A 21332-nucleotide genomic window follows, 5' to 3' on the forward strand; every position below is an offset into this window, starting at 1 on the left:
GGAAAATGAAAGGACAGACAGAGAATGCCAAAAGGGTGCTACCCAAGCCACACAGATGATACACATGGCTTGAGTGCACCCTTTTGAACTTCACATGTTGTAAGGGCAGCAATTCAAGAGCAAAAACTTGAACCTGATAATCAGGGCTTGCCTTCTGCACCTACTTTGTTTAAAATAAGGTCAAATCTTTTGAATACCATGAACAAAGACAGTGACGGAGACAAGTAAACGTCTAACGGATTCCCACAGAAAGGTACGAATTGCTGAGAGCGTACCGCAATCCCGCGTTGAAATTCACTCCCGAGTCGAGCCTTGAACCGACAGACGGATTCATTCCTTTGTCCGCAGTAGAGGTTTCCGGAAGCCCCCGTTACGGGCATCAAGCTCAGAAGTTACTGCCGTCGACTGAACGACGTTGACGATTCGTATGTATACTTCTGTAATTAGGGTGGTACCACGGCATTCGTCCCTTGCGACGAGTGCCTTTTTGTGTTATTTTCTGCAAGAAAAGTTTATGAACTGACAGAAAAAACAAATTTAAATTCGGGAAGGGTGTACTGTATGTCTACAAACGAAAATTCTTTGGAGCTGCTGCGTGAACAGCTCGATGCTACAAATTTGCAATTGCTGGAGCTGCTGTCCCAACGCGCTGAACTGGCGGGACAACTTGGAAAATTGAAGGAAGCTCAAGGGGTACCTGACTTTGATCCGGTACGTGAGCAACAAATGCTGGACAAGCTGATCGCGGCTAACCGTGGGCCTTTTGACGATGCTACCATTCGCCAGCTGTTCAAAAATATTTTCAAGGCTTCTTTGAACTATCAAAAAGAAGAACACAAAAAACATCTGATCGTCAGCCGCAAAAATCAACCAGATAGCACAGTTATTAAGGTTAAAGATACGCTGGTGGGCGGCAAAGCCTCCATCATGGTCGCAGGTCCCTGCTCGGTGGAAAGCTACCAGCAAACTCGTGAAGTAGGTGCGGCTCTCAAGGAAGCCGGTGTGCCGATTCTTCGTGGTGGCGCGTTCAAACCACGTACGTCTCCGTACGATTTTCAAGGACTGGGCGTGGAAGGACTGCAAATTCTCAAACGTGTAGGCGATGAGTTCGGGCTGGCTACAATCAGTGAAATCGTCGATCCAAGACATTTGGAGGAAGCGATCCAATACATCGACATTATTCAAATTGGTGCGCGCAACATGCACAACTTTGAATTGCTCAAAGCTGCAGGTGAAACTAGAACTCCGGTTCTGCTCAAACGCGGACTGGCTGCCACAATGGAAGAGTTCCTTCATGCTGCTGAATACATCGTTTCCCGTGGTAACACGCAAGTCATGCTGATTGAACGCGGTATCCGTACGTACGAAAAATGGACGCGTAACACGCTGGATATTTCCGCTGTTCCGATTTTGAAAAAGGAAAGCCATCTGCCTGTATTGGTGGACGTGACTCACTCCACAGGACGTAAGGACATCCTGGCCCCTTGCGCCAAAGCTGCCTTGGCTGCTGGAGCCGATGGTATCATGGTGGAAGTCCATCCGAACCCAGCAGTCGCTTTGTCGGATGCTCAGCAACAGCTGAACATTCCTGAGTTCCACAACTTCCTGTCTGAAGTCAAAGAATCCGGTTTATTCAAAGCGTAAAACTAATTTTATGCCCGGATTCATAAACCGCTTTCATTTTCTCGGTCAATGATGTAGAATTGAATCAGGATTGTGACTGATCATGCAGGCAAAACCTAAATGTATATATGCTCGATATTTGTCGAGACATATATATGTTTAGGTTTTTTTTATGCCTAAATCTTGAATAATAAGAATACCTACATGGTTATAATCCTAAAACAACATCATAGGAACGTTCAGAGAGGGGAACAGAAATGAGAGAAAGAAAAGGGTTAAACATTTTTCTATTAGCCATGATATGTATTCTGATCATCAGTGGCTGCAGTGGTAAGGCGCCCACCGTTGTGAAAGATGAAAGCGCTGCTCCAACAGAAAAACAAACGGAAAATAAAGTAGAAAATAAAGCAACCAAGCCCAGAACGGTGATCACTACCGACGGAGAAGTAGATGATATGAACTCTGTCATTCGCTTCCTTCTTTACTCCAATGAAATGGATTTGTCCGGCATTGTACTGACTAGCTCCGTATATCATTATGCAGGTGATGAAAAGGCTGGCATCAAGCCATTTAGATGGACCGGAACACAATGGGTAACGGATATGATTGATGCCTACGGAGAGATTTATCCCAACTTAATCAAACATGCCGAGGGCTATCCAAAACCTGAATATATCAAGAGCGTTACCAAAATAGGTAACATATCAAATAAAGGTGAAATGGACAAAGAAACGGAAGGCTCCAATTTCCTTAAAACACTTTTCCTAGACGATGACAAAAGAGATTTGTACGTACAAACTTGGGGTGGAACCAATACCACGGCCAGAGCTCTAAAGTCCATTGAAGACGAATATAAAAATACAGATCAATGGGAAACGATTCGAAAAAAAGTAAGTGATAAACTCGTACTGTACATCATTCTGGACCAGGACGATAGCTACAATAATTACATCGCTAAAAATTGGCCTGACATCAGAATTATTAATGATCAATCTAACTTCTGGCATTTCGCTTATGCTTGGAAAATGCACACAGAAGAAGTAAACAGCAAGTTACACGGGGAATGGAACTTCAAAAATATTAAAGATGGTCATGGCAAGTTGCTCAATATGTATGCCTTGATGGGCGATGGCAATATCATCAAAGGCGAGTTGGATGAAGAACAAAGAGGCAGTGAGACCTACTTAAAGAAAAATCCACAATACGACAAGTATGACTTTATTTCTGAAGGTGATTCTCCATCCTTCTTCTATTTAATTGATAACGGATTGCGGAGTATGGAAAACCCAACCTATGGTGGCTGGGGAGGGCGTTTCGGTGTCGTTAACGAAAAATTATTTAGAAATACCGTGTTAGATTATGATGTGCATACGAAAAAATTCGAAGCAGAATATTCTCTGATGCGTTGGTTTGATGATGTTCAAAATGACTTTGCTGCTCGTGCAGACTGGGCTATTGCATCCGACTACAAAGATGCCAACCATAATCCAACGTTGACCATTAAAGAAGGATTAGACCTAACCGCTAGTCCAGGGGAGAAAATAACCCTGCATGCAGAAGGTTCAGATCCCGACGGTAATCAATTGACCTATAAATGGTGGAGATATTTTGAAGCAGACACGTATGAGGATTCTAAAGTAAAACCAGCACAAGTTAAACCTGAATTACTGGGGGATATGCAGCTTGGGCTTCATCGAGAAGTAGCTAAAGGCGAGAAAGTAAACACGATTGACTTGCAAGGTAGTGATACGAATGCAGTTAGTTTCACAGTTCCTGCAGATGCTAAGTCAGGGAATACGCTTCATATCATTGCAGAAGTACAGGACAATGGAAAACATCCTTTAAAGCATTATCAGCGTGTGATTGTAACCGTAAAATAATAGAACACAACATCCACTAAAATTAGGCTCATGGAATAACACTCCATGAGCCTTTTTATTGTTGTACATCGCACCTCGGACAATCTCTATACACGTTTCATGCTTTTTTCAGTCAAAGGAATATAATATCCTTTGCCATTCGGACCCATAGCAAATTTATTGCGAAGATGAATTAGATTAGGGCCAAATTTCGCCTCTAATTGTTCACGGAACTCATATAGGATTTCCATGATATAAATATCATGAATAATTACTTCTGTAATCGGCATCACCAGACCCGGATGTAACGTCCATGCAGCGCGGCTGTCATCACCAAGTGAAAGTATGCCAGCTACGACCTCACGGTCGTCTACGCTAAGTACAATCCACCGACCACCAATTTCAGACGTAATCTCCTCACTCATATCATGGCGGTAAACAGTAGCGAAATCAAAGTTAAGCTCCCCATACGCTACAATGATCACTTCAATTCCTTGTTGAGCGACTTGCTCTAAGGCATCTCGGAACACCTCGGCATCCTCTTTCCAAATTTCCAATAAAATCCGGTGTTTTGCTCCCTTTACCCCTTCATTTATGCGATTGATAATGGCTTCATACCCCGAAATATTCCAAATGTTCTCTCTATTTTGAAATGATGCTGTGTACTGTTCCAAACTCTCTTGCGCCACATTGAAAATCTGCTCTGCTTTGCGTTTTCTCTGAGCAATCAATTCATGTGGCGGGAGCGGCACATACAGAGGCGTATTTTCTTGACTGACCATGATATCCCCACGGTTGACCATTCCAGACAAAACCTCGTAAATTTTGGATCTCGGTACCCCGGAATTCAATGAAACGGCGTATCCCGAAAGTGGAGAGCTTTCCAATAAGGTCACATAAGCCTTGGCTTCATATTCTGTAAAATTCAAATCCCGTAGAATTTCTAATATATTTGGTTTTGGTTTCATGACGTCTTCTCCTCAATTCGTGTTCATCCTTACTATATCACTTCCCCTTGACAAAAACTGATATACACACTATCTTTTTAGTAACGTTTTTATAGTAGTCACTTTAGTAGCTACTATCATCATTTCACAGGGGATTACCTCAGGGAGGATTTAACTTGAACAAAGTCATAGCTCATTACAGCGAAAGCAGCCGGATTTACTATGGTTCTACGATTCTGGCCCTATTGATCTGGAGTACATCGTTTATTGCCACCAAAGCAGCCTACACGACGTTCCCCCCTCTTACCTTGGGTCTATCCAGATTTATTATAGCTTCCGTTGTGCTAGGTATCGTTTTGCTGATTAAAAAAGAACATATCAAAGTAAAGCCAAAAGATTTGGTTACGATTTCGTTTAGTGGTGTTTTGGGAATCACTCTCTATTTTTCAATGGAGAATATAGGGGTTAGTTTGACTACCGCTTCCAACGCAGCATTAATTGTTGCATCATATCCCGCAATTACATCGCTGCTTGAACTTATTTTGTATAAAGTGAAAATATCCAAATATAAAATTTGCGGCATAGCACTGGCTATGATCGGGGTATATTTCTTGACTTCAGTTGGCGAAAGTTCTGATAGTAAGAATCAACTCATCGGAAATTTAATATTGATTGGAACGGGTTTTGCGTGGGCGTTTTACACTTTCATGACGCGCAAGGTAGTAGACAAATATCCGCCTGTGACGTTATCTTTTTATCAAACTGTTGCAGGAAGTATCTTTTTTATACCGTTGGCTCTATTAGAAAAGGATCGTTGGCAGGCTCCGACAACAGGATCGTTTATGTTGTTAGTATATCTGGGCGTATTCTGCTCCGTTATCGCATTTTTGCTTTACAATTACGGATTAATCAAGCTGTCACCGAGCAGTTCCGTTTCTCTGATGAATTTGGTTCCGATATTTGGAGTCTTATTTTCTGTGTTGCTTTTGCAAGAAACGATTACATGGCGCCAAATCATTGGTGGTTTGGTCGTCATTATAGGCGTCCTACTGAGTGCTCATCAAACGAACCGTACCTAAAATGATAGATTGCACAATAGTTATAAAAGTTAAGATAAGCATCGTTGTTATAGGTATAGCGCTACAGTACAAGGGCGAGTGACCTCACCAAAAGTTTCTCGCCCAGTCGGTTGCATTTATGCAGTCGGCTTTTTTTCTTTTATATAAAAAAGGTGGTTATATTGATTGATGAGGTTATCCATAATTACAGACTGTCTGAGCACACTGGCATGATTAAAGCCATGTTTTGCTTGCAAAATATACAGCTTTTGACGAGCATTCTCAAGCTGTTGACGCAAAATGTCGTCTCTTATCATAATATATCCCTCCTTGTCATATTATCAGTGTAGAGGGTTATGAATAAGTATACTAAAAGTAAAGGTTTGGGATAATTATCTAATAACACAAAAAAAGACCTGCTCTATGAGCCTTAAGCTTATGCCGTTAGACAATCCAGTGTCATTCGCCTATCCGGCAGAATGAATATCCTGATCCGTTACGTTCTTCTTGACTGAAACCGGGAAAACGTTTTTTCCCTTCGCCCATAGCAACAACGCTGCAAGCAGCAGTATGCCACCGTTTAACACAAAGATCCAACGGATTGGCATCCAGCTGCCAAGCATACCGCCAATCAACGGCCCCGCCATTGTCGCGAGTTGAGTGGCTGATTGGCTCAGGCTAAAGGCTCGTCCGCGAAACTCCGGCTTGGTAACCTCCACAGTCATTGCGTTGATAGCCGGCATGACGGACGCATAAAACAATCCATATCCAAACCGAAGCGCACCAAAACCAACAAAGTTGGTTACAAAAAATTGTAAGATGTTCCCGATTCCCGAACCGATCAGCCCAATCAGCAGCACGTGTGCGAATCCGGTCCGTCCCCCAATCCGTCCCCATTGGGGAGCCATGAGCACCGCCGCAATACCTACGGCTGAGAATACAATCCCGGAACTTAAAGACGCCCGGCTACGGTCAACTCCCATTTCAAGCACATATACCGTAATTAACGGTTCTAGTATCATGACGGAAAAGGTACTTAATCCCGCCAGAATAAGCAAAAAGCACAAAGGCCGATTAGCAATAGCCTCCTTGATATCATCACGAACATGCGAGCGGGTACTGGTTCCCTTGAAGCTGTCCTCTCTAGCGCCAAAAGTCGCGATTAACGCAGATACCAGCACAAGAGCTGCAGAGAAAAAAAAGGCATTCCGATTGCCATAATAATGGCTCACTACACCGCCAATCAACGGACCTATAATGCTGCCTGTCGCCCCAGCGGTCGCCATAATACCGAGTGCATAGCCGGTTTTCTCCTCAGGCGAACCCGTTCCGACCAGCGCAATCGCAGCAGGAATAAACCCGGATAGAAGGCCTTGAAACAACCGTACTCCTACGAACACATACGGATCTGTCACAAAAGCACATATCAGGTACAACACCGCCAGGCTAAAGCCTGAACGAATCAACATCGGCTTACGTCCATACTTATCTGCAAGCGAACCCCAAAATGGGGCAATCAGCGCGCTGGCTAAAAACGTGACTCCAAAGGCAATCCCCGACCACAGTTCCAGATGATCATTTACGCCCATTTCCGTATTCAGAAAAATAGGTAAAAACGGAATAGAAACGGAATAGGCCATGCTGCAAAACAATACTCCAATCCACAAAATGACCAGGTTTCGCTTCCAATATAGATGCATGATGCCACACGTCCCTTCTGCTCATTCCATTATTACCCTCTAAATTAGAAAAGTCTACCGCCCCGCTCATCCTTCAATCGTGGAACAACCGTGCAGAAGCTGATATAATCGAATGGAATGGAGATGATGACATGGCTAAGAAGAGAAATTCGTCTTCCCCTGCTCCTGCGGCTCAGGACAAACCTGCTACGTTAAAAGATCTGTTGAGCCAGGATGTGCTGAATAAGCTTAAGGCTCAAGCCAATGAAGCCCAAGCAGAACAGGACAAGCGTAAAGAAGACGAACGGCAGCGTGCCGTCGAAGCAAAAAAAGCTGAACAGAAGAAGCTGGATAACAACTTCGAGCATCTACTGAATAACAGCAATTTGGACTGGCACAAATATAAATAAGCCAAAACCACAACGGTTTTGGCCTATCTTTACGTTTTATATTATAGCCAGTCACGAATATGTTGTACTGAGTACAGCACCCCTACCCAAACCGGCAGACTGAACGCCATACCCCATATGAGACCTTTCGCCAGCTTTTTGTCTACCTCCATCATGATCCTGCCCCTTTCCTTGGGAATAGCAGCAGTATGGGTCAAGAATACGGCTTTCAAACCCGTATTTCCTTATCCCCAGCAAAAAAGGTATGATAGAAAATGGAAAAGTGTTCTGCGCTGCCCCCAAACTATAATTTAGGATGTTACATCATCCAACCTTTCAGGAGGAATATCAATGAACCGAAAAACGATACGCCCATGGTACACGCTGTGCCTGCTGGCCATCATGCTCGTGCTGGTTGCTGGATGCGGCACAAAAGCGGCCGATGTGGAAGCTGCCAGCCGGACAAGCACTACAACTCCTGCTGCGACTAAAGACAAAAGCAAGGCTGTCTCCCATCCGATTGTCACGATTGTCATGAATGATGGCAAGAAAATTAAGCTTGAGCTGTATCCGGAAGTAGCACCGAACACGGTTAACAATTTCATCTCTTTGGTGCAAAAGGGAGCCTATAACGGTACCATTTTCCACCGTGTTATCCCAGGCTTTATGATTCAGGGTGGTGATCCGCAAGGTAACGGTACAGGTGGCCCCGGCTACAGTATCAAAGGCGAATTCAAGAGCAATGGTGTTAACAATACACTCAAACATACACGTGGCGTATTATCCATGGCCCGCTCAGCGGATCTGGATTCGGCCGGATCGCAATTTTTCATCATGGTTGCCGATGCGGACTACCTCGACGGTCAATATGCCGCTTTTGGTAAAGTAACGTCCGGGTTGGATGTGGTCGATGCTATCGTCAATTCCAAACGGGATAGCAATGACAAACCGATCCAACCGGCTACGATGAAAAAAGTAACTGTGGATACGCTGGGTAAAAAATATCCAGCTCCAGTCAAAGTAAAGTAAGACATTCAAATCATTCTTTCAAAACGGGATAACAGCAACGACCTTGCGCATACGCGTGAGGTCGTTTTTGCTTATCCCTTGATGCTCTCTAAGCTGCTGCCACTATGATGTAGTAAGAGTATATACACAAAAGGAAGCGTTTTCAATCATTATTTTTAAAGCTTTTTTCCGTTATAAGAACCGCCAGCGTTCGACAAAAAAGCTACTGTATGAGCAGTAAATTCGTCTAATTGGACTTAGTCTCGACTGAACGAATATCTTCCATCTCTTGAAGCAGTGACAGCAGTTCCTCCACTCTCTCTGATCGGGACAGCTTTAAAAGCATATGAATAACCAACTGCTCACCGTTATTGATGCGCTCGGCGTGAAAGCTGTGAATCGTTAGCTTCTTGTGTTCCAGCAGTTCTTTGATCCGATTCAGTACGCCCGGCTCATTGTCGACCTGAACAACCACTTGTCGCGTAGACGGAGTAGCCATCTGATAAAAACGACTATGGAGCAAGGACTGAGCCGCTAAAATAAACAGCGTTACACCTGCACCAAGCCCATACATCCCTGCGCCTACAGCAATACCAATTCCGGCGGTAGTCCAGATGCCCGCGGCAGTGGTCAGTCCTTTGATTCTATTTTTTTGTGTGAAAATCATCCCTGCGCCGATAAAACCGACTCCACTTATAACCTGTGCTGCTATTCTGGAAGGGTCTAGCGACAGGTTCGACCAGACAGCTTGATCCTGAAAACCATATTTGGATACCACCATCATGAGCGCTGCGCCAATACCGACAATGAAATGCGTGCGAATGCCCGCTTCCTTCATCCGACTTTTGCGCTCATAGCCGATTAAGGCACCGCATAGTCCGGCAAACATGACCCGAATCAGGTAATCCCAATCCCACATACTTTTTTCACTCCACTATAGTTTATGTTTTGAAAGATGCTGTTCCTCAAAAATATACAATTCGAAAATGCTACGGTAAATGAGTCGTTTATACAGCTGTTAATTTGTTATTACCCCAATTTTAAGGAACCCTCACTTCATCCTCTGGCAGATTGCGATGTACCTTCCTCCCCTTGAGCAACCACAGCTCCGGTGTATCCTGCACACCATCAAGGCGCAAGCTGAACGCCCCCGCTGGTAAATTGCGTATACGCAGCAATAGACGGTTTCCGTCTGCTACGGCATCTTCAAGCTCCAGCAACGTTAGTGAATCGTCCCTTAGGTGGCGGCTCAGGTCGCGTGTTGTACCTGCTCTGTCCTCCCGGCTCCAAATACGCAGCTCATCTACAGACGGTATGGCAATCCGCTTGCTGAAAGAAATAACTACCTCATCTTCGGCTGAGCGTTCCGCCCTAAGCGGTTTGGGTGGCTCATCGTACATGTAACCACCCAAATGGTATTCATAGGCGGTCCAGGCGTCGTAGTCGCCCTCGAGGGCGATAGCCCCAAACCGCTGCGTCCACTCGCGGTCCCGAACCATACGTGCGAGGGAGCCAATATCCGCCTGCACCCCGAGGGGCAGGCCCGGATAAGCGGCCCGGATCGACTGCGCGATGCGAGCATAGCCCCGGGTATACTGTGGCGGCAGACGGTTGCGCATCCAGTCCGGCCAATGGGTCTGGAGTACGTGCATATCCGGGGCGACGCACCCGATCATAGCTACCGCGTCCAGACCCTGCCATTCCCGCAGCTGGCCTGGGACATCGCCGCGTCCGCTCACAGCAAGCGACCATGTCGCCACGCAGATGTCCGGCCGGACATCACGCACACCGCCCGCGCCGTTCACCAGCTCGCTGATCAGGCCGTTCACGGCGTCCACACGCAGATCAACCCACTGCGCGTACAGCTTCGGAACCTTCCGGTAATAATTACGTGCATGCTTGTCGCGGAAATCCGGAATGTCCTCACCGCTACGCTCGCGAAAGGCACGCTGTGCATGCGGCCCAACATCCCCGTACACTCCACTGCGCAGCCCATTCCATTCGGGGAAATAAGGCTCCGCCACCTCGAACCCGTCGAACGGAATGTCGGTGACGAGCCGGGCAGCGGCTTTCTTTTTCCATTCCACATACTCTTGGGAAAAATGCGAAAGCCGCTGAAATCCGTCGTTCGGTTCGCGCAGCAGCTCCATGCGCCATCTTTTCCACTCCGGCGGCAACTGGGACACGCCAAAAGAACCGTTGCCTAGTACCATCGCCCACACCGCTATGCCTCTGCGTTGAAAAGCAGCAACAAGTGCTCTATCCACTTCATTTTCACGCACGACAAAATAATGAACGGTCTGGTAGCCCGCAAGGGCGATCTCATCCGCTATACTGTCCCGCGAACGGTTGGCGTAATAGGGAAACAACGGATCGATTTGAATACTGGGGCCGCTCAGTGCCCACGGTTTCATTTTTCCGGTCAGTGCTATAGCGTTTGTCGATTCGGGCCGGTCATTTGCGTTATAGCTCAATTCGATCCACCTCCGTCACTCGGTCTTCTCCATACTTGTTCCTGCTATATGTTTTTGCTATAAGTTCCTGCTGGTTCGCCTATGTTACCATATTTCGCAAATGGGATGAAATCCAGTATGACTGTTTCACCATCAACGTACAGAGGTATGGAATAACGAGTCAGGTTTAGTTTATGAACGGAATGGGAGGAATAGTCAATGGCAGAGCAGAGATTGCAAGGGAAGATAGCAGTGGTCAGTGGTGGAGGTTCAGGGATCGGCAAGGCGACCGCGATCCGTTTTGCAGAACAAGGCGCCAAGGTGGTCATGTTGGATCGGACACCCAAGCATGCAGAGGAGACCAAAGCAATCATTGAGCAGGCTGGCGTCGAGGCGCTTGTACTGGAATGTGATATTTCCAAGCCGGACATGATTCAGCAGGGGTTCGCTAAAGTCGTGGAAACGTACGGAAAGCTTGACATCGTATTCGCCAACGCAGGCATTAACGGCACCATGGCCCCTATTGAGACACTGGAGCTGGAGGAATGGGACCGCACGATGAACATTAATCTTCGCGGCACCTTTGCTACCGTTAAATATGCCGTCCCTTACCTGAAAGAACGCGGCGGCAGCATTATCATTACCAGCTCCATCAACGGTAATCGTACCTTTTCAGGTATTGGATTCTCAGCCTACGCCTCCACCAAGGCAGCTCAGGTTGCTTTTATGAAAATGGCAGCGCTGGAGCTGGCACGTTACAAAATCCGGGTCAACGCGATATGCCCGGGAGCCATCGACACGGAAATTGACGATAACACGTACCCTTCGGAAGACTTGAAGAAGGTACAAATTCCAGTCGAATTTCCGAAGGGCGGAGAGCATCCGCTAGAGGATGCCCCTGGTGAGCCAGAGCAGGTTGCCAATCTGGTCCTGTTTCTCGCCTCAGACGAGTCATCTCATGTATCGGGTACGGAAATTTATGTAGACGGAGCAGAATCACTACTGCGTTAAGTATTAGAATGGGGAACGTTATACACATACTACTATTTAGGCATTCTTAGCAGCCTTATCCCTGGTCATATACTTGTGGAATAGGCTGCTTTTGTATGGCTTTGGCTTTACAACGGCTTTATATCGACCTGTCAGCAACGTGCGGAGCTCCTTTGCGAAAGCGGACATACAGCCTACCTCCCGGGAGCACCTCGAACAACAGCATCAGAAGCGAAAAGAACAGCAGTGCAATGGCTTCTTCTGCCAGAATGTACAGAGGATATGGCCCCAAAACATCCAATATCGACGGTGTCGACGGCTTTCCAGCTAGAAACATGTAGTTAGCACCGAGAGCATCGTCTACGATCCACACCATCAGCGCCAAGCCATTCAGAAAAAGCATAACTCCCCCCACACTCTTCCATGTCGGTTTGAGTCCTTCTATCCAGGTCATATACAAGGCTGCCAAAATAATAGCAATATGAGCTACGAAAAAATGGATAAAACGATAATGCGGAAATGCGTATGCCAAATTAGGCGTAAGTACGGCTTGGAGCGCCCCTCCAATTCCGGCAAAAAGGATGATCGGATATAACCAGCGGCTTCGAAAAATAAGCATCAGGATAGACAGCAGCAGTGTCACGCTGCACAGTTCTAATGGCAATGAGGTCTGGACATCCCAAATATGCTGCATCACATACCAAATATTCAGAGTCAGCTCCGACAGAATGAGGACTGTAATTAACAACCAGCGAATTCCCTCGCTTACAGGCTTGTTCGATCGAATCCATCCCCGAGTCAGCCACAGCATCAAAGCGCATACAATGAGTCCCAATATAGCCAACCCATGTGACGGAGTAAACGCCTCGAACCCTTCTGGCGCATTGGCATCAAACCAAGGCCCTGACCACGACCTATCCATAGTTAGCCCCCTTTGATCTCTTTCTCTCTTCGTTGCATTCTATTTTATACCCAATAGCCGATTATGTTCTAGCCGTGTTTCTTGCTTGTTCAATACCTTACCTTTATGATAAAAGATATTATATTCAAAGGAGAACCCTCATGGCCATTAATCGCCGATTAATTACAGATCAGGATTTCAATGAGGCACTGGAACGTCATCTTCGTGTCCGAGTATTTCAGGATGACCAATTGATTGGCTCTGGCGGAATCATAATCCGTTTTGACGATCAAACCATCGTCGTGCAATCCAGCGTCAGTGATCTGGCTTACCACCCCAGAAAACAATGTGAGTTTTTTGAAATTAAAAAATAGCCACTACACACCGGGGAACCATTTTGCTTCGTTTTCCGGTGTATAGCGGCTATATTTTGTTTGTATATATCATGCCTCACATGACGGTTTCTGTTATAGTTGCATTCCACGTGTTTTCATCATGAGTTTATTCGTAAGCACTTTCAAATCCTCGGAAGAAGACGAAATTTCCTGCATAATTGCTGTCTCCTCATGAGCAGCTGTATAAATTTTGTGAGCTCCTTCAGAGAAGGCCCCTGACATTTGCTGAATACGATGGATCTGCTCAAAGGTTTGATCTACCCGGTTCGTCTGCTCCGTCACGGCTTCTTCCATTAAACGGATGCTCTCAACAAATTCACGTACAATAGCGTTCAAACGGTTCAGCGTCTGATCCACAGAGCTTGTCCGTTCCGCCTCAGCACTGACCAATGACGTTTGCTGATGCATCAACTGCACTGTCTCTACGATTTGTGACTGGACACGGCTAACGATGGCATTTATTTGCTGCACAGACTCCGTACTTTGGGCAGCAAGTGCGCGAATTTGGTGAGCCACTACAGCAAACCCGTTCCCTTCTTCTCCCGCACGCGCCGCTTCTATGGAAGCATTCAGCGCCAGCAAATGGGTCTGTTCCGCAATATCCTTCACGGTGCTTGTAATCGCTTCAATTTGGGAAGCTTCTTTTTCCAATCGTGCAATCACCTGCTGCGAACGACCATGTGATGCTGTCAGCTCTCCCATTCCATCCATCAGGGATGAAAATACGGTCTGCGTCGAATCTACTGAATGCTCCATATGGCCTGACAGTTCCAGCATATGCCCCGATTTGCTACGCATCATTTTAAAATCGCCCAGCATTCGGTCTGCTGTTTTAATAGATTGGGCAGATGCTTGCTTTTGCTGCTCCACGCCATTCAAAATATCTTCTACCACCGAAGACATGGACTCAATTTGTGTGGTAGCCTGCACAATAGCCAAGCTCAGATTTTCCGCACTTTGCGAAGTTGTTCTGGTGCTGTACGAGATCTCATTGAACATATCTTTAATGTTCAGCATCATATGCCGAAATGCATCATACAGAACTTTAATTTCATCCTCCGAACGACGTTCAGGAATCACAACAGACAGGTTCCCCGCCGAAGCTTCCTCTGCCGCCTTTGCCAACCTAACAATTGGCCGTGTGAGTAATTTTGAGATCAACCAGCCCAAAATGCCACTCCACAGGACACCCAATAACAGAATGATCGAAGTGTACACCCATTCTTGTGTACCTTGAGCAAGCCAGTCCTTGAGTACAAAAATAAAAAAAGCGCTTGTTCCATAGGTTATTGCAGAAATTGAGACAAATGCAGTAACCATTTTCGTACCTAGTGACATCTTCATGTACTGTAGCCCACCCCAAAAAACTCAAATTTGATTCCATTTTACCATAAAATTGCTACATTTCTAGTAGTATTTTTCATAGACAGATATATTCATGAGTACAAAGATACAGAGTCTTAAGTCCCCTACGCTAATTACCAAAAACAATATGTTACCAGGTAGCAGCTTGCATTTTAAAATGGACGAATCGCGCTGCTACAAGCTTTACAGGCCATTCGTCACATTTTAAGCGAGTTGTTACTCGACAAAGTCATTTTCCATTATTAAAAATCATTGTCATTTTTCTGTTCAACGATTGCTTTCTTAATTGCTTCAATTGTGTCTATTTGGTGACTGTTTTTTTCCAGTACAGTAAACTCCCATAAACCGATGGTCAGCTTCTCTCCTTGCTGGATATCAAAGCGCTCAGAAAGCATCCATCCCCCAATTGTATATACGTCCCCGGCCTCAATATCCGTCTCCAAGCGCCGATTGACCTCATGAATGAGCGCCTGTGATTTAAGTATGTAACGATGATCATCTGTTTTTGTAATGAGTGGAGTTAACGCTGCGGGGGTTTCGGTGTCGGTATAGGAAGGAATGTCTCCAACAATCTCCTCCATAATATCCTCCAGTGTGACAAGTCCAGATGTTCCACCATATTCATCCACCAGCACCGCTACTGGAATGCGTCGTTTTTGCATCTGAATCAGCAGATCCCGAGCCTGAACCGTCTCGATAACCTGAAGCACCGGGTGAATATAAGAAGCCATCGTCGTATTCCCTGTGCTGTGCCCACGTGCCAAATCATGCAGGGCTTCCTTGACGCGAATCATGCCGATAATACGATCCCGGTCGCCATGTTCAGCTACAGGTAGAAAATTATAAACTTTGTCTTCGATCAGCTCCATAAACTCGTCCACTGTTGCCTGGTGGGAGATGGAACGGATGTGGATGCGCGGTACCATAATTTCCTGTGCCGCACGGTCGTCAAAATCAAATACATTGTTTAGATATCGATATTCTGTCGGTGTAATTTCACCACTACGAAAGCCTTCAGATAACGCCAAACGAAGCTCGGCTTCACTGAGTGCCGCATCTTCTTCAGATACCCTTTTGAGCCCAAAAAGACCCGTAATGACACGCGATGAACGACTGAGCACCCAATTCAGGGGATAGGTCATTTTGTAGAATATCGTGATCGGACGGGCAAAAAACAATGCCATTGGTTCCGCAATCTGTATGGCGAATGTTTTCGGTACCAACTCCCCAATGACCACCTCGAAATAGGTCAAGATTAGAAAAGCCAGCAAAAAGGAGAGCACTCCCGTCAGGCCTGCTGGAATATGAGCCAACACAAACAGGGGATGTAGCAGATGTTCAACAGTAGATTCCCCTAGCCAGCCTAGCGCCATTGAGGTTAATGTGGTTCCGAGCTGACAAGCAGATAAATACTCGTCCAGCCGAGACAGAATGTTTTTAACGGCTTTCGCATTTTTGTTGCCTTCAGAGGCCAATTGATTGATGCGAGATACTCGCACACGAATAATGGAATACTCCGAGGCCACAAAAAAAGCAGTTAATGCGATAAGCAATATAACCAGAATGATATTTATCGTTTCCATAGCCCTCTCTTGCTCCGTTCATGACGAAGCAAGAAGCCCCCCCTTTGACATTCATTTTTGGATGGAACCATAACATAAGTAATGATGTCCATAATCGTGTATTACCCAAAAATGACAAGGAGTAGACTATGTATGCCCCTGTTAGCGAATCGCCAGCGGACTCTTTTGCACAATATCTATCCATTGATCAGCTATCAATTGATGCCCAACCGCTGTCGGATGAACCCCGTCATGCAGCCAATAGGAGGCGTCCGCCTGGATAGCGGCTTCGTTCAACATGCTCTGGAGCGGCACAAATACGGCCCCAAATTCGTCCGCAAGCTGACGTACAATACGCTGGTATCCCGTTATTTTTTCTTGCCAAATGTCCCATCGCGCCTCGGTAGCTCCCGTTTTCAAAATAAACGGCTCGCACAGCACGAGTCCCAGATCAGGAATCACTTCACGCGTTTCTTCCAGAAGGTGGCGATAGGCTCGTTCAAATCGGTCCGTCACCCCGGACGGCTCCTGCTCCACGATCCGCCAGGCGTCGTTCACTCCGATTAGAATACTGAGCAGGTCCGGCTTCAGGCTAAACGTGTCCTCATTCCAACGTGCATACAAATCCGAAACTCGATCCCCCGAAATTCCCCGGTTCACAAACTCTGGCTGCGTGGTAGTCAAACGGCTCCCCAACGCACCTGCGATCAGATACACATAGCTCTGACCCAGCCAATGGTTCGCGTCCTCATTTCGTCCCCTTCCTCCGTCTGTTATAGAATCTCCCTGAAAAAGAATACGTGCGTGTTCTATACTCGTCATCTTCCTAACTTCCTCCTTCGCATTTTCCAATAATACCCTTATCATACCTCGCAGCTTCTAAATTATAAAGCGGTTTCAAAACATAGAAGAATTATAGATTTGCCATATGGCCGGATTCACTAGCTTTAATTAGGGTAGGAATCCGGGGGCAAAGGCGATCAAGTCATTTCACACCGCTCGGTACTTACATACCTCACGAAAATTACAGCCTCCGCACGCTCTGCGTGAAGGCATCGGAGTGAAGAAAGACTCGGGCTTGGGGCGGTTATAGTAATCGTCATCAAGACAGGACTTCATTTCATCGATGTATCGTCCGACATTACCAACCACTTTGTCGATATCCTCTTGCGCGGGACGATATACCTCATGCTCTCCTGTCATCAGATACTCCACACGTACCTCGATCTTCTCCAAAGGAAGCTGATAGTGCTCCTGCACATAGGAAGCATACAAAAAAAGTTGGTCGGAAAAATCGCCTTCCTTGCCTGTTTTCCAATCCATGATGACCATGTCTCCATTGTCTCTACGGTAGAGCAAATCCATTTTGACATACACTTTCGTCTCATGAAGGAGCATCGTATCCCACTTCTCCACTTCTACAATTCGGGCCTTTCCCTGTTGCAGTTCACGCCAAACCGCAGTACGGTATAAATTGTGTATCACCGCGTGCTGTCGCTCCTTAATAAGGGCGATCCGTTCCGAAAGCACCTCGTCGTCGTAATAAACCTCCGCCAGCATGACGCGATTTTTCGGATCTTGTAGCCATAGCTCACGGTGTAGCGATTCCTTGTAGCTGTCATTCAACATGTTCTTCATAGCTGTCTCGAGGTATGCTGTACGCGGGATAGCCCCTTTTTCCATCCATCCACGTATGACTGATTCACACATTTGATGCGTGATATTCCCGAATAAAATATATAAGTTGCTCAGTTGCTTGAGCCGATACAACGTAACTTGCTCTTCAGTGCCCTGTGCCGAATTCCAGCCATTATGCGAGCCGTAATAATGATAATAGTATTTGCGTAAGCATTCATCGAACGTTTGAGCCCTCGATTGCGAATAGGACCAGGACGGGTATATAGCCATGACAGGCCCTCCTTCATTAAAACTATCATCTCTTTATTATAACGCAAACCTAAGCTGTATCGGCGATAAAAAGGACAAAGACTTTAACCCATGGGTTAAAGTCTTCTACTGACTGACTAGTTTGTAAACTCTCAATGAGTCCGTTCAACATTTATCAAATCACTAACATTAACGGCACCGTCCTCACGGACGTTGACAACAAGTACCGGAGTTCCCAGCATTCCGCTGATCCACTCCTTATAATTATCCACATGATCATTCGGAAGAATCGTCAAGATGACACCAGCAAAGCCACCACCATGTACCCTGCATGCGCTGTTATCTATTGATTGTAAATACATTTCGGTTAAAGCCAGTGCAACCGATACGTCTTGTTCCCGCGCAACCCCACTTCTATATACGTTTTGGAGCCATTTCCATGAGGAATTACCAGATTCTGTAATGAGACTCAGGAAATCAGTAAAGCGTCCCTCCTCCAGTGATTTCACCTGTTCATCCACACGCCTATTTTCTTCAAAGAAATGCAACGCCCGCAGTACTGCACGGTCTCCTGCTTTTTCCCTGACCGTTTTAAGGTTGGCATATAGATCCTCTGGCAATAAGTCACGGCAAACCGAAGCGTCTAAAGACTGAGCCACTGCAAACATTTCGTTGGGTACCGCCGCGTAATCGTCCGTTAAATCAGCATGATTTCCACCTGTATTTACAATAACGAGGGAATATCCGTTTTGTTCAAAATTCCAATGAACAGGATTTATGATCGGTTCCTTGGGATTTTTAAAGTCAATGGAAATCAAGCCGCCATATGCGCAAGCCATCTGATCGAGCAGCCCCGAGGGCTTGTTCCAATAGCCATTTTCCGCATACTGACCAATTTTGGATTTAGCAACAGCATCTAACGCTCCCTCATTATAAAAATGATTTAATATCGTACATATCAACATTTCAAAAGAAGCGGAAGAGCTTAAACCTGAAGCAGAGAATACATTACTTGATATATAAGCTTGGAATCCCCCGATACGGTATCCGAATTCAAGTAGACCAGCGGCAATACCACGGACCAGCAGCATCGTACTGTCATCCTCCGGTTTTGGCGACAAGTCGGTTAAATCGATGACGTACTTTGTCTTGTAGCCTTCAGAAAAGAATGTAATTACAGACTCCTCCACTTTAGAAGCTGCAGCGATGGTATCGAGTGTTATACTGCCTGCCAGCACCTTCCCGTGATTGTGGTCTGTATGATTTCCACCAATTTCGCAACGCCCCGGAGCACTAAACAGTTCAATATCCCCTACACCAAAATGCTCCCGATACGCCTGTATAAGTGATTCATATCGAGTCGTTTGCTCAGAGATTTGCTGTTGACCGTACATTCGGGCAAGCACCATTTGTCCCTCTCTGGAATTCAATAGCTCCATATCTTTCATCGTATATCCCCCTAATTGTATGTGTTATCCTATGCTGGAATGATACTATCATTATCTCAATTTTCCCTGTATAAAAGTATGGCACTTTTAAAATTTGTAAGCGCTTATTTTAATCGCTTTACTGAGCATTTTACCAATATAACTAAAAAAGAACCAGCCCCTAATTGGGCCGGTTCCTTGAATTTCTTTTTAGTCGCGTTTCAGTACATATTCCCCATCATTATTACGAGTTACTGTGGCGCCAAGCGCCCCGGCAACTGATTTGAAAGGAACATACAATGTGCCATATTCATCCGTATATGGAGCTTGTAGCAGCGTCAATGTGCTTCCTTCCAATACAGCCTGTTTGGAGCCACTTTTCAACTTAATCGTCTTACCTGTAATATCATCAGTTACAGTAGTCTGTTTAGCTGCTGCATCCCATTTTAACTCGGAGTTCAGTTCGCTCGTCAGTTCACGCAATGGAATAAAGGCAGTGCCACCACGATTCTCCAAGACATAGTAATCGTCTTTAGGATCGAAAATGGTTTCTACTTTTGTAATTTCCAAATCATTTTTTAAAATGTTGTAGATCGGAGAATTCGCTTCAAAATTGCGCAGCGTCGCTCCCGGAGTTAATTCAGCTTGTTTATTCAAGTCAATAACACCGTTAGAAATATCCACTTTATCAGCCGTCACACTACCATTGACGTTCCAGGATTGAGTTTCGGTTAGAATTGTGAAGGACTTCACCGGAAGACCGTCCACATCTGGCAAAGCAACCGTCAGGTCTGTCGCCGCTTTGCGAACATTTCCTTTTTCATCAAAATACATGTCGTTTTTCAGAACCGTGTTAGCACTCAGAACCGTTTTGATTTCAGGGGACTGTGCATACATGGTACTAACGCCTACATCAAACTGATCAACGGCCAGATCCAAATACTTTTTAACTTCGGTATAAGCCTCATTGACCATTTTTTCTTTGTTAGCACTCAGTTCCGTTGTTACTTTATCACTACCTTCAATATTCATGCCGGAAGCAATCGTTTTAGTCATATCAATGGCTTGCCCGATCAGCTCTTTCAAGCCTGCTTCGTCCTTCGCCAGATTCGTCAGGAACGGTTTTACCAATGTTACCAGCTCATCACCACGAAGTTCAGCATGCAGATGGGTCAGTTTCACTTTGTCTTTTTCACCGTATACTTCCTCGGTTACAGACGTTGCAGAAATGGTCGAAGGGTTAGGCGCATGCTTGAGCATAAGTGCAGCGGCTGTTTTCGCCAGTTCTCTCACGTCTTTGGAATATACATACGGATCAAATCCAGCAGGCAGACCGCTCAAACTCTCTTGCGAGTTCAAAGATATGTAATAAGGTTTTTTGGCACCTTCCAGTTGAATAGCCAAACCTTGGCGGTCTAAAGCAAGTTCAAACGGCAAATTATACTTATCGATGTGCAATGTACCTTTGGCAGAAGCAAGTTCCTCTGATTGTACCTTGGCTTCATCCACAGTGACAGAAATCGAATTAATCAAATCTACGATTTCTTTATCTCCTTGCGTGATTCCTTCTTTTGGAGTCAATTTAAGAGAGATTTTCTCCGTTGTCTGCTGGGATTTCACATCAAGTGTTCCTAATAAATTTTTACTTACATCAAATCCGCCTACTGCCTGGCAACCTGTCAAAGCTACCATTAACAGAATAAGAGGGACGGCGATCCATTTTTTTATATTCATATTAATCCCCTTTCAATATATTTCCGTAATCTCTTCTATTATCTCAGTGTTAACA

General features: G+C 45.6%; 19 protein-coding genes and 1 other annotated feature. Of the genes, 7 read left to right on the plus strand and 12 right to left on the minus strand.

Annotated elements, in window-relative coordinates; translation table 11 throughout:
• Positions 1–202 precede the first annotated feature (202 nt).
• Positions 203–474, plus strand: a binding site (T-box leader).
• Positions 475–561: 87 nt separating this feature from the next.
• Together ACQW03_RS05935 and ACQW03_RS05940 are read left to right on the plus strand one after the other, a co-directional pair.
• Entirely contained in the window at positions 562–1644 is a 1083-nt protein-coding gene (locus ACQW03_RS05935; RefSeq protein ID WP_013309063.1) for a bifunctional 3-deoxy-7-phosphoheptulonate synthase/chorismate mutase, read from the plus strand.
• Between the two features lie 236 nt (positions 1645–1880).
• On the plus strand, positions 1881–3503 hold the full coding sequence (locus ACQW03_RS05940) for a nucleoside hydrolase-like domain-containing protein (RefSeq protein ID WP_441948709.1): 1623 nt from the start codon (positions 1881–1883) through the stop codon (positions 3501–3503).
• Between the two features lie 86 nt (positions 3504–3589).
• Here the strand turns inward: ACQW03_RS05940 and ACQW03_RS05945 are convergent, their stop codons facing one another.
• Positions 3590–4450, minus strand: coding sequence for a TrmB family transcriptional regulator (locus tag ACQW03_RS05945; protein ID WP_071639785.1), 861 nt, complete (start codon positions 4448–4450; stop codon positions 3590–3592).
• Positions 4451–4605: 155 nt separating this feature from the next.
• Here ACQW03_RS05945 and ACQW03_RS05950 point away from each other — a divergent pair, with 155 nt between their 5' ends.
• Positions 4606–5508: a DMT family transporter gene (locus ACQW03_RS05950; RefSeq protein ID WP_071639784.1), complete on the plus strand. Its 903-nt coding sequence runs from the start codon at positions 4606–4608 to the stop codon at positions 5506–5508.
• A gap of 116 nt (positions 5509–5624) precedes the next feature.
• On the opposite strand, the gene ACQW03_RS05955 is transcribed toward ACQW03_RS05950, so the two are convergent.
• Entirely contained in the window at positions 5625–5804 is a 180-nt protein-coding gene (locus tag ACQW03_RS05955) for an aspartyl-phosphate phosphatase Spo0E family protein (RefSeq protein WP_023987319.1), read from the minus strand.
• A 150-nt stretch (positions 5805–5954) separates the two neighbouring features.
• Positions 5955–7187, minus strand: coding sequence for an MFS transporter (locus ACQW03_RS05960; protein WP_071639783.1), 1233 nt, complete (start codon positions 7185–7187; stop codon positions 5955–5957).
• A 131-nt stretch (positions 7188–7318) separates the two neighbouring features.
• Between ACQW03_RS05960 and ACQW03_RS05965 the strand changes: the two genes are divergently transcribed.
• Both ACQW03_RS05965 and ACQW03_RS05970 read left to right on the plus strand, forming a co-directional pair.
• Positions 7319–7576 (plus strand): YqkE family protein, encoded by a 258-nt coding sequence (locus tag ACQW03_RS05965; RefSeq protein WP_023987317.1) that lies wholly within the window; start codon positions 7319–7321, stop codon positions 7574–7576.
• 330 nt (positions 7577–7906) lie between these two features.
• Positions 7907–8584, plus strand: a complete 678-nt coding sequence (locus ACQW03_RS05970) for a peptidylprolyl isomerase (protein ID WP_071639782.1) — start codon at positions 7907–7909, stop codon at positions 8582–8584.
• Between the two features lie 226 nt (positions 8585–8810).
• On the opposite strand, the gene ACQW03_RS05975 is transcribed toward ACQW03_RS05970, so the two are convergent.
• Positions 8811–9482, minus strand: coding sequence for an MgtC/SapB family protein (locus ACQW03_RS05975; protein WP_441948712.1), 672 nt, complete (start codon positions 9480–9482; stop codon positions 8811–8813).
• Positions 9483–9603: 121 nt separating this feature from the next.
• A complete protein-coding gene (locus ACQW03_RS05980) occupies positions 9604–10977 on the minus strand; it encodes an N-acyl-D-glucosamine 2-epimerase (protein WP_441952313.1) in 1374 nt (457 codons plus the stop codon).
• 258 nt (positions 10978–11235) lie between these two features.
• Here ACQW03_RS05980 and ACQW03_RS05985 point away from each other — a divergent pair, with 258 nt between their 5' ends.
• Positions 11236–12027, plus strand: coding sequence for an SDR family oxidoreductase (locus ACQW03_RS05985; RefSeq protein ID WP_441948713.1), 792 nt, complete (start codon positions 11236–11238; stop codon positions 12025–12027).
• A gap of 118 nt (positions 12028–12145) precedes the next feature.
• On the opposite strand, the gene ACQW03_RS05990 is transcribed toward ACQW03_RS05985, so the two are convergent.
• Positions 12146–12928: a YwaF family protein gene (locus tag ACQW03_RS05990; RefSeq protein WP_441948715.1), complete on the minus strand. Its 783-nt coding sequence runs from the start codon at positions 12926–12928 to the stop codon at positions 12146–12148.
• A gap of 140 nt (positions 12929–13068) precedes the next feature.
• Between ACQW03_RS05990 and ACQW03_RS05995 the strand changes: the two genes are divergently transcribed.
• Positions 13069–13281 carry a hypothetical protein gene (locus tag ACQW03_RS05995; protein ID WP_013309048.1) on the plus strand — a complete coding sequence of 71 codons (213 nt, stop codon included), beginning with the start codon at positions 13069–13071 and terminating at the stop codon, positions 13279–13281.
• Between the two features lie 93 nt (positions 13282–13374).
• On the opposite strand, the gene ACQW03_RS06000 is transcribed toward ACQW03_RS05995, so the two are convergent.
• The 6 genes from ACQW03_RS06000 to ACQW03_RS06025 all read right to left on the minus strand — a co-directional run bounded on the left by ACQW03_RS06000 (position 13375) and on the right by ACQW03_RS06025 (position 21277).
• Complete coding sequence (locus ACQW03_RS06000; RefSeq protein WP_023987309.1) at positions 13375–14646, minus strand: methyl-accepting chemotaxis protein; 1272 nt, start codon at positions 14644–14646, stop codon at positions 13375–13377.
• Between the two features lie 263 nt (positions 14647–14909).
• Positions 14910–16250: a hemolysin family protein gene (locus ACQW03_RS06005; RefSeq protein WP_441948718.1), complete on the minus strand. Its 1341-nt coding sequence runs from the start codon at positions 16248–16250 to the stop codon at positions 14910–14912.
• 141 nt (positions 16251–16391) lie between these two features.
• Positions 16392–17051: an SGNH/GDSL hydrolase family protein gene (locus ACQW03_RS06010; RefSeq protein ID WP_441948720.1), complete on the minus strand. Its 660-nt coding sequence runs from the start codon at positions 17049–17051 to the stop codon at positions 16392–16394.
• Positions 17052–17219: 168 nt separating this feature from the next.
• Positions 17220–18137 (minus strand): PD-(D/E)XK nuclease family protein, encoded by a 918-nt coding sequence (locus ACQW03_RS06015; protein ID WP_441948722.1) that lies wholly within the window; start codon positions 18135–18137, stop codon positions 17220–17222.
• Positions 18138–18268: 131 nt separating this feature from the next.
• A complete protein-coding gene (locus ACQW03_RS06020; protein ID WP_441948724.1) occupies positions 18269–19564 on the minus strand; it encodes a galactokinase in 1296 nt (431 codons plus the stop codon).
• A 189-nt stretch (positions 19565–19753) separates the two neighbouring features.
• A complete protein-coding gene (locus ACQW03_RS06025; protein ID WP_441948726.1) occupies positions 19754–21277 on the minus strand; it encodes a copper amine oxidase N-terminal domain-containing protein in 1524 nt (507 codons plus the stop codon).
• Positions 21278–21332: the final 55 nt, after the last annotated feature.

This window comes from Paenibacillus sp. DRB1-1 (genome assembly GCF_052119485.1).
In the GTDB taxonomy this organism is placed as follows: domain Bacteria; phylum Bacillota; class Bacilli; order Paenibacillales; family Paenibacillaceae; genus Paenibacillus; species Paenibacillus polymyxa_B.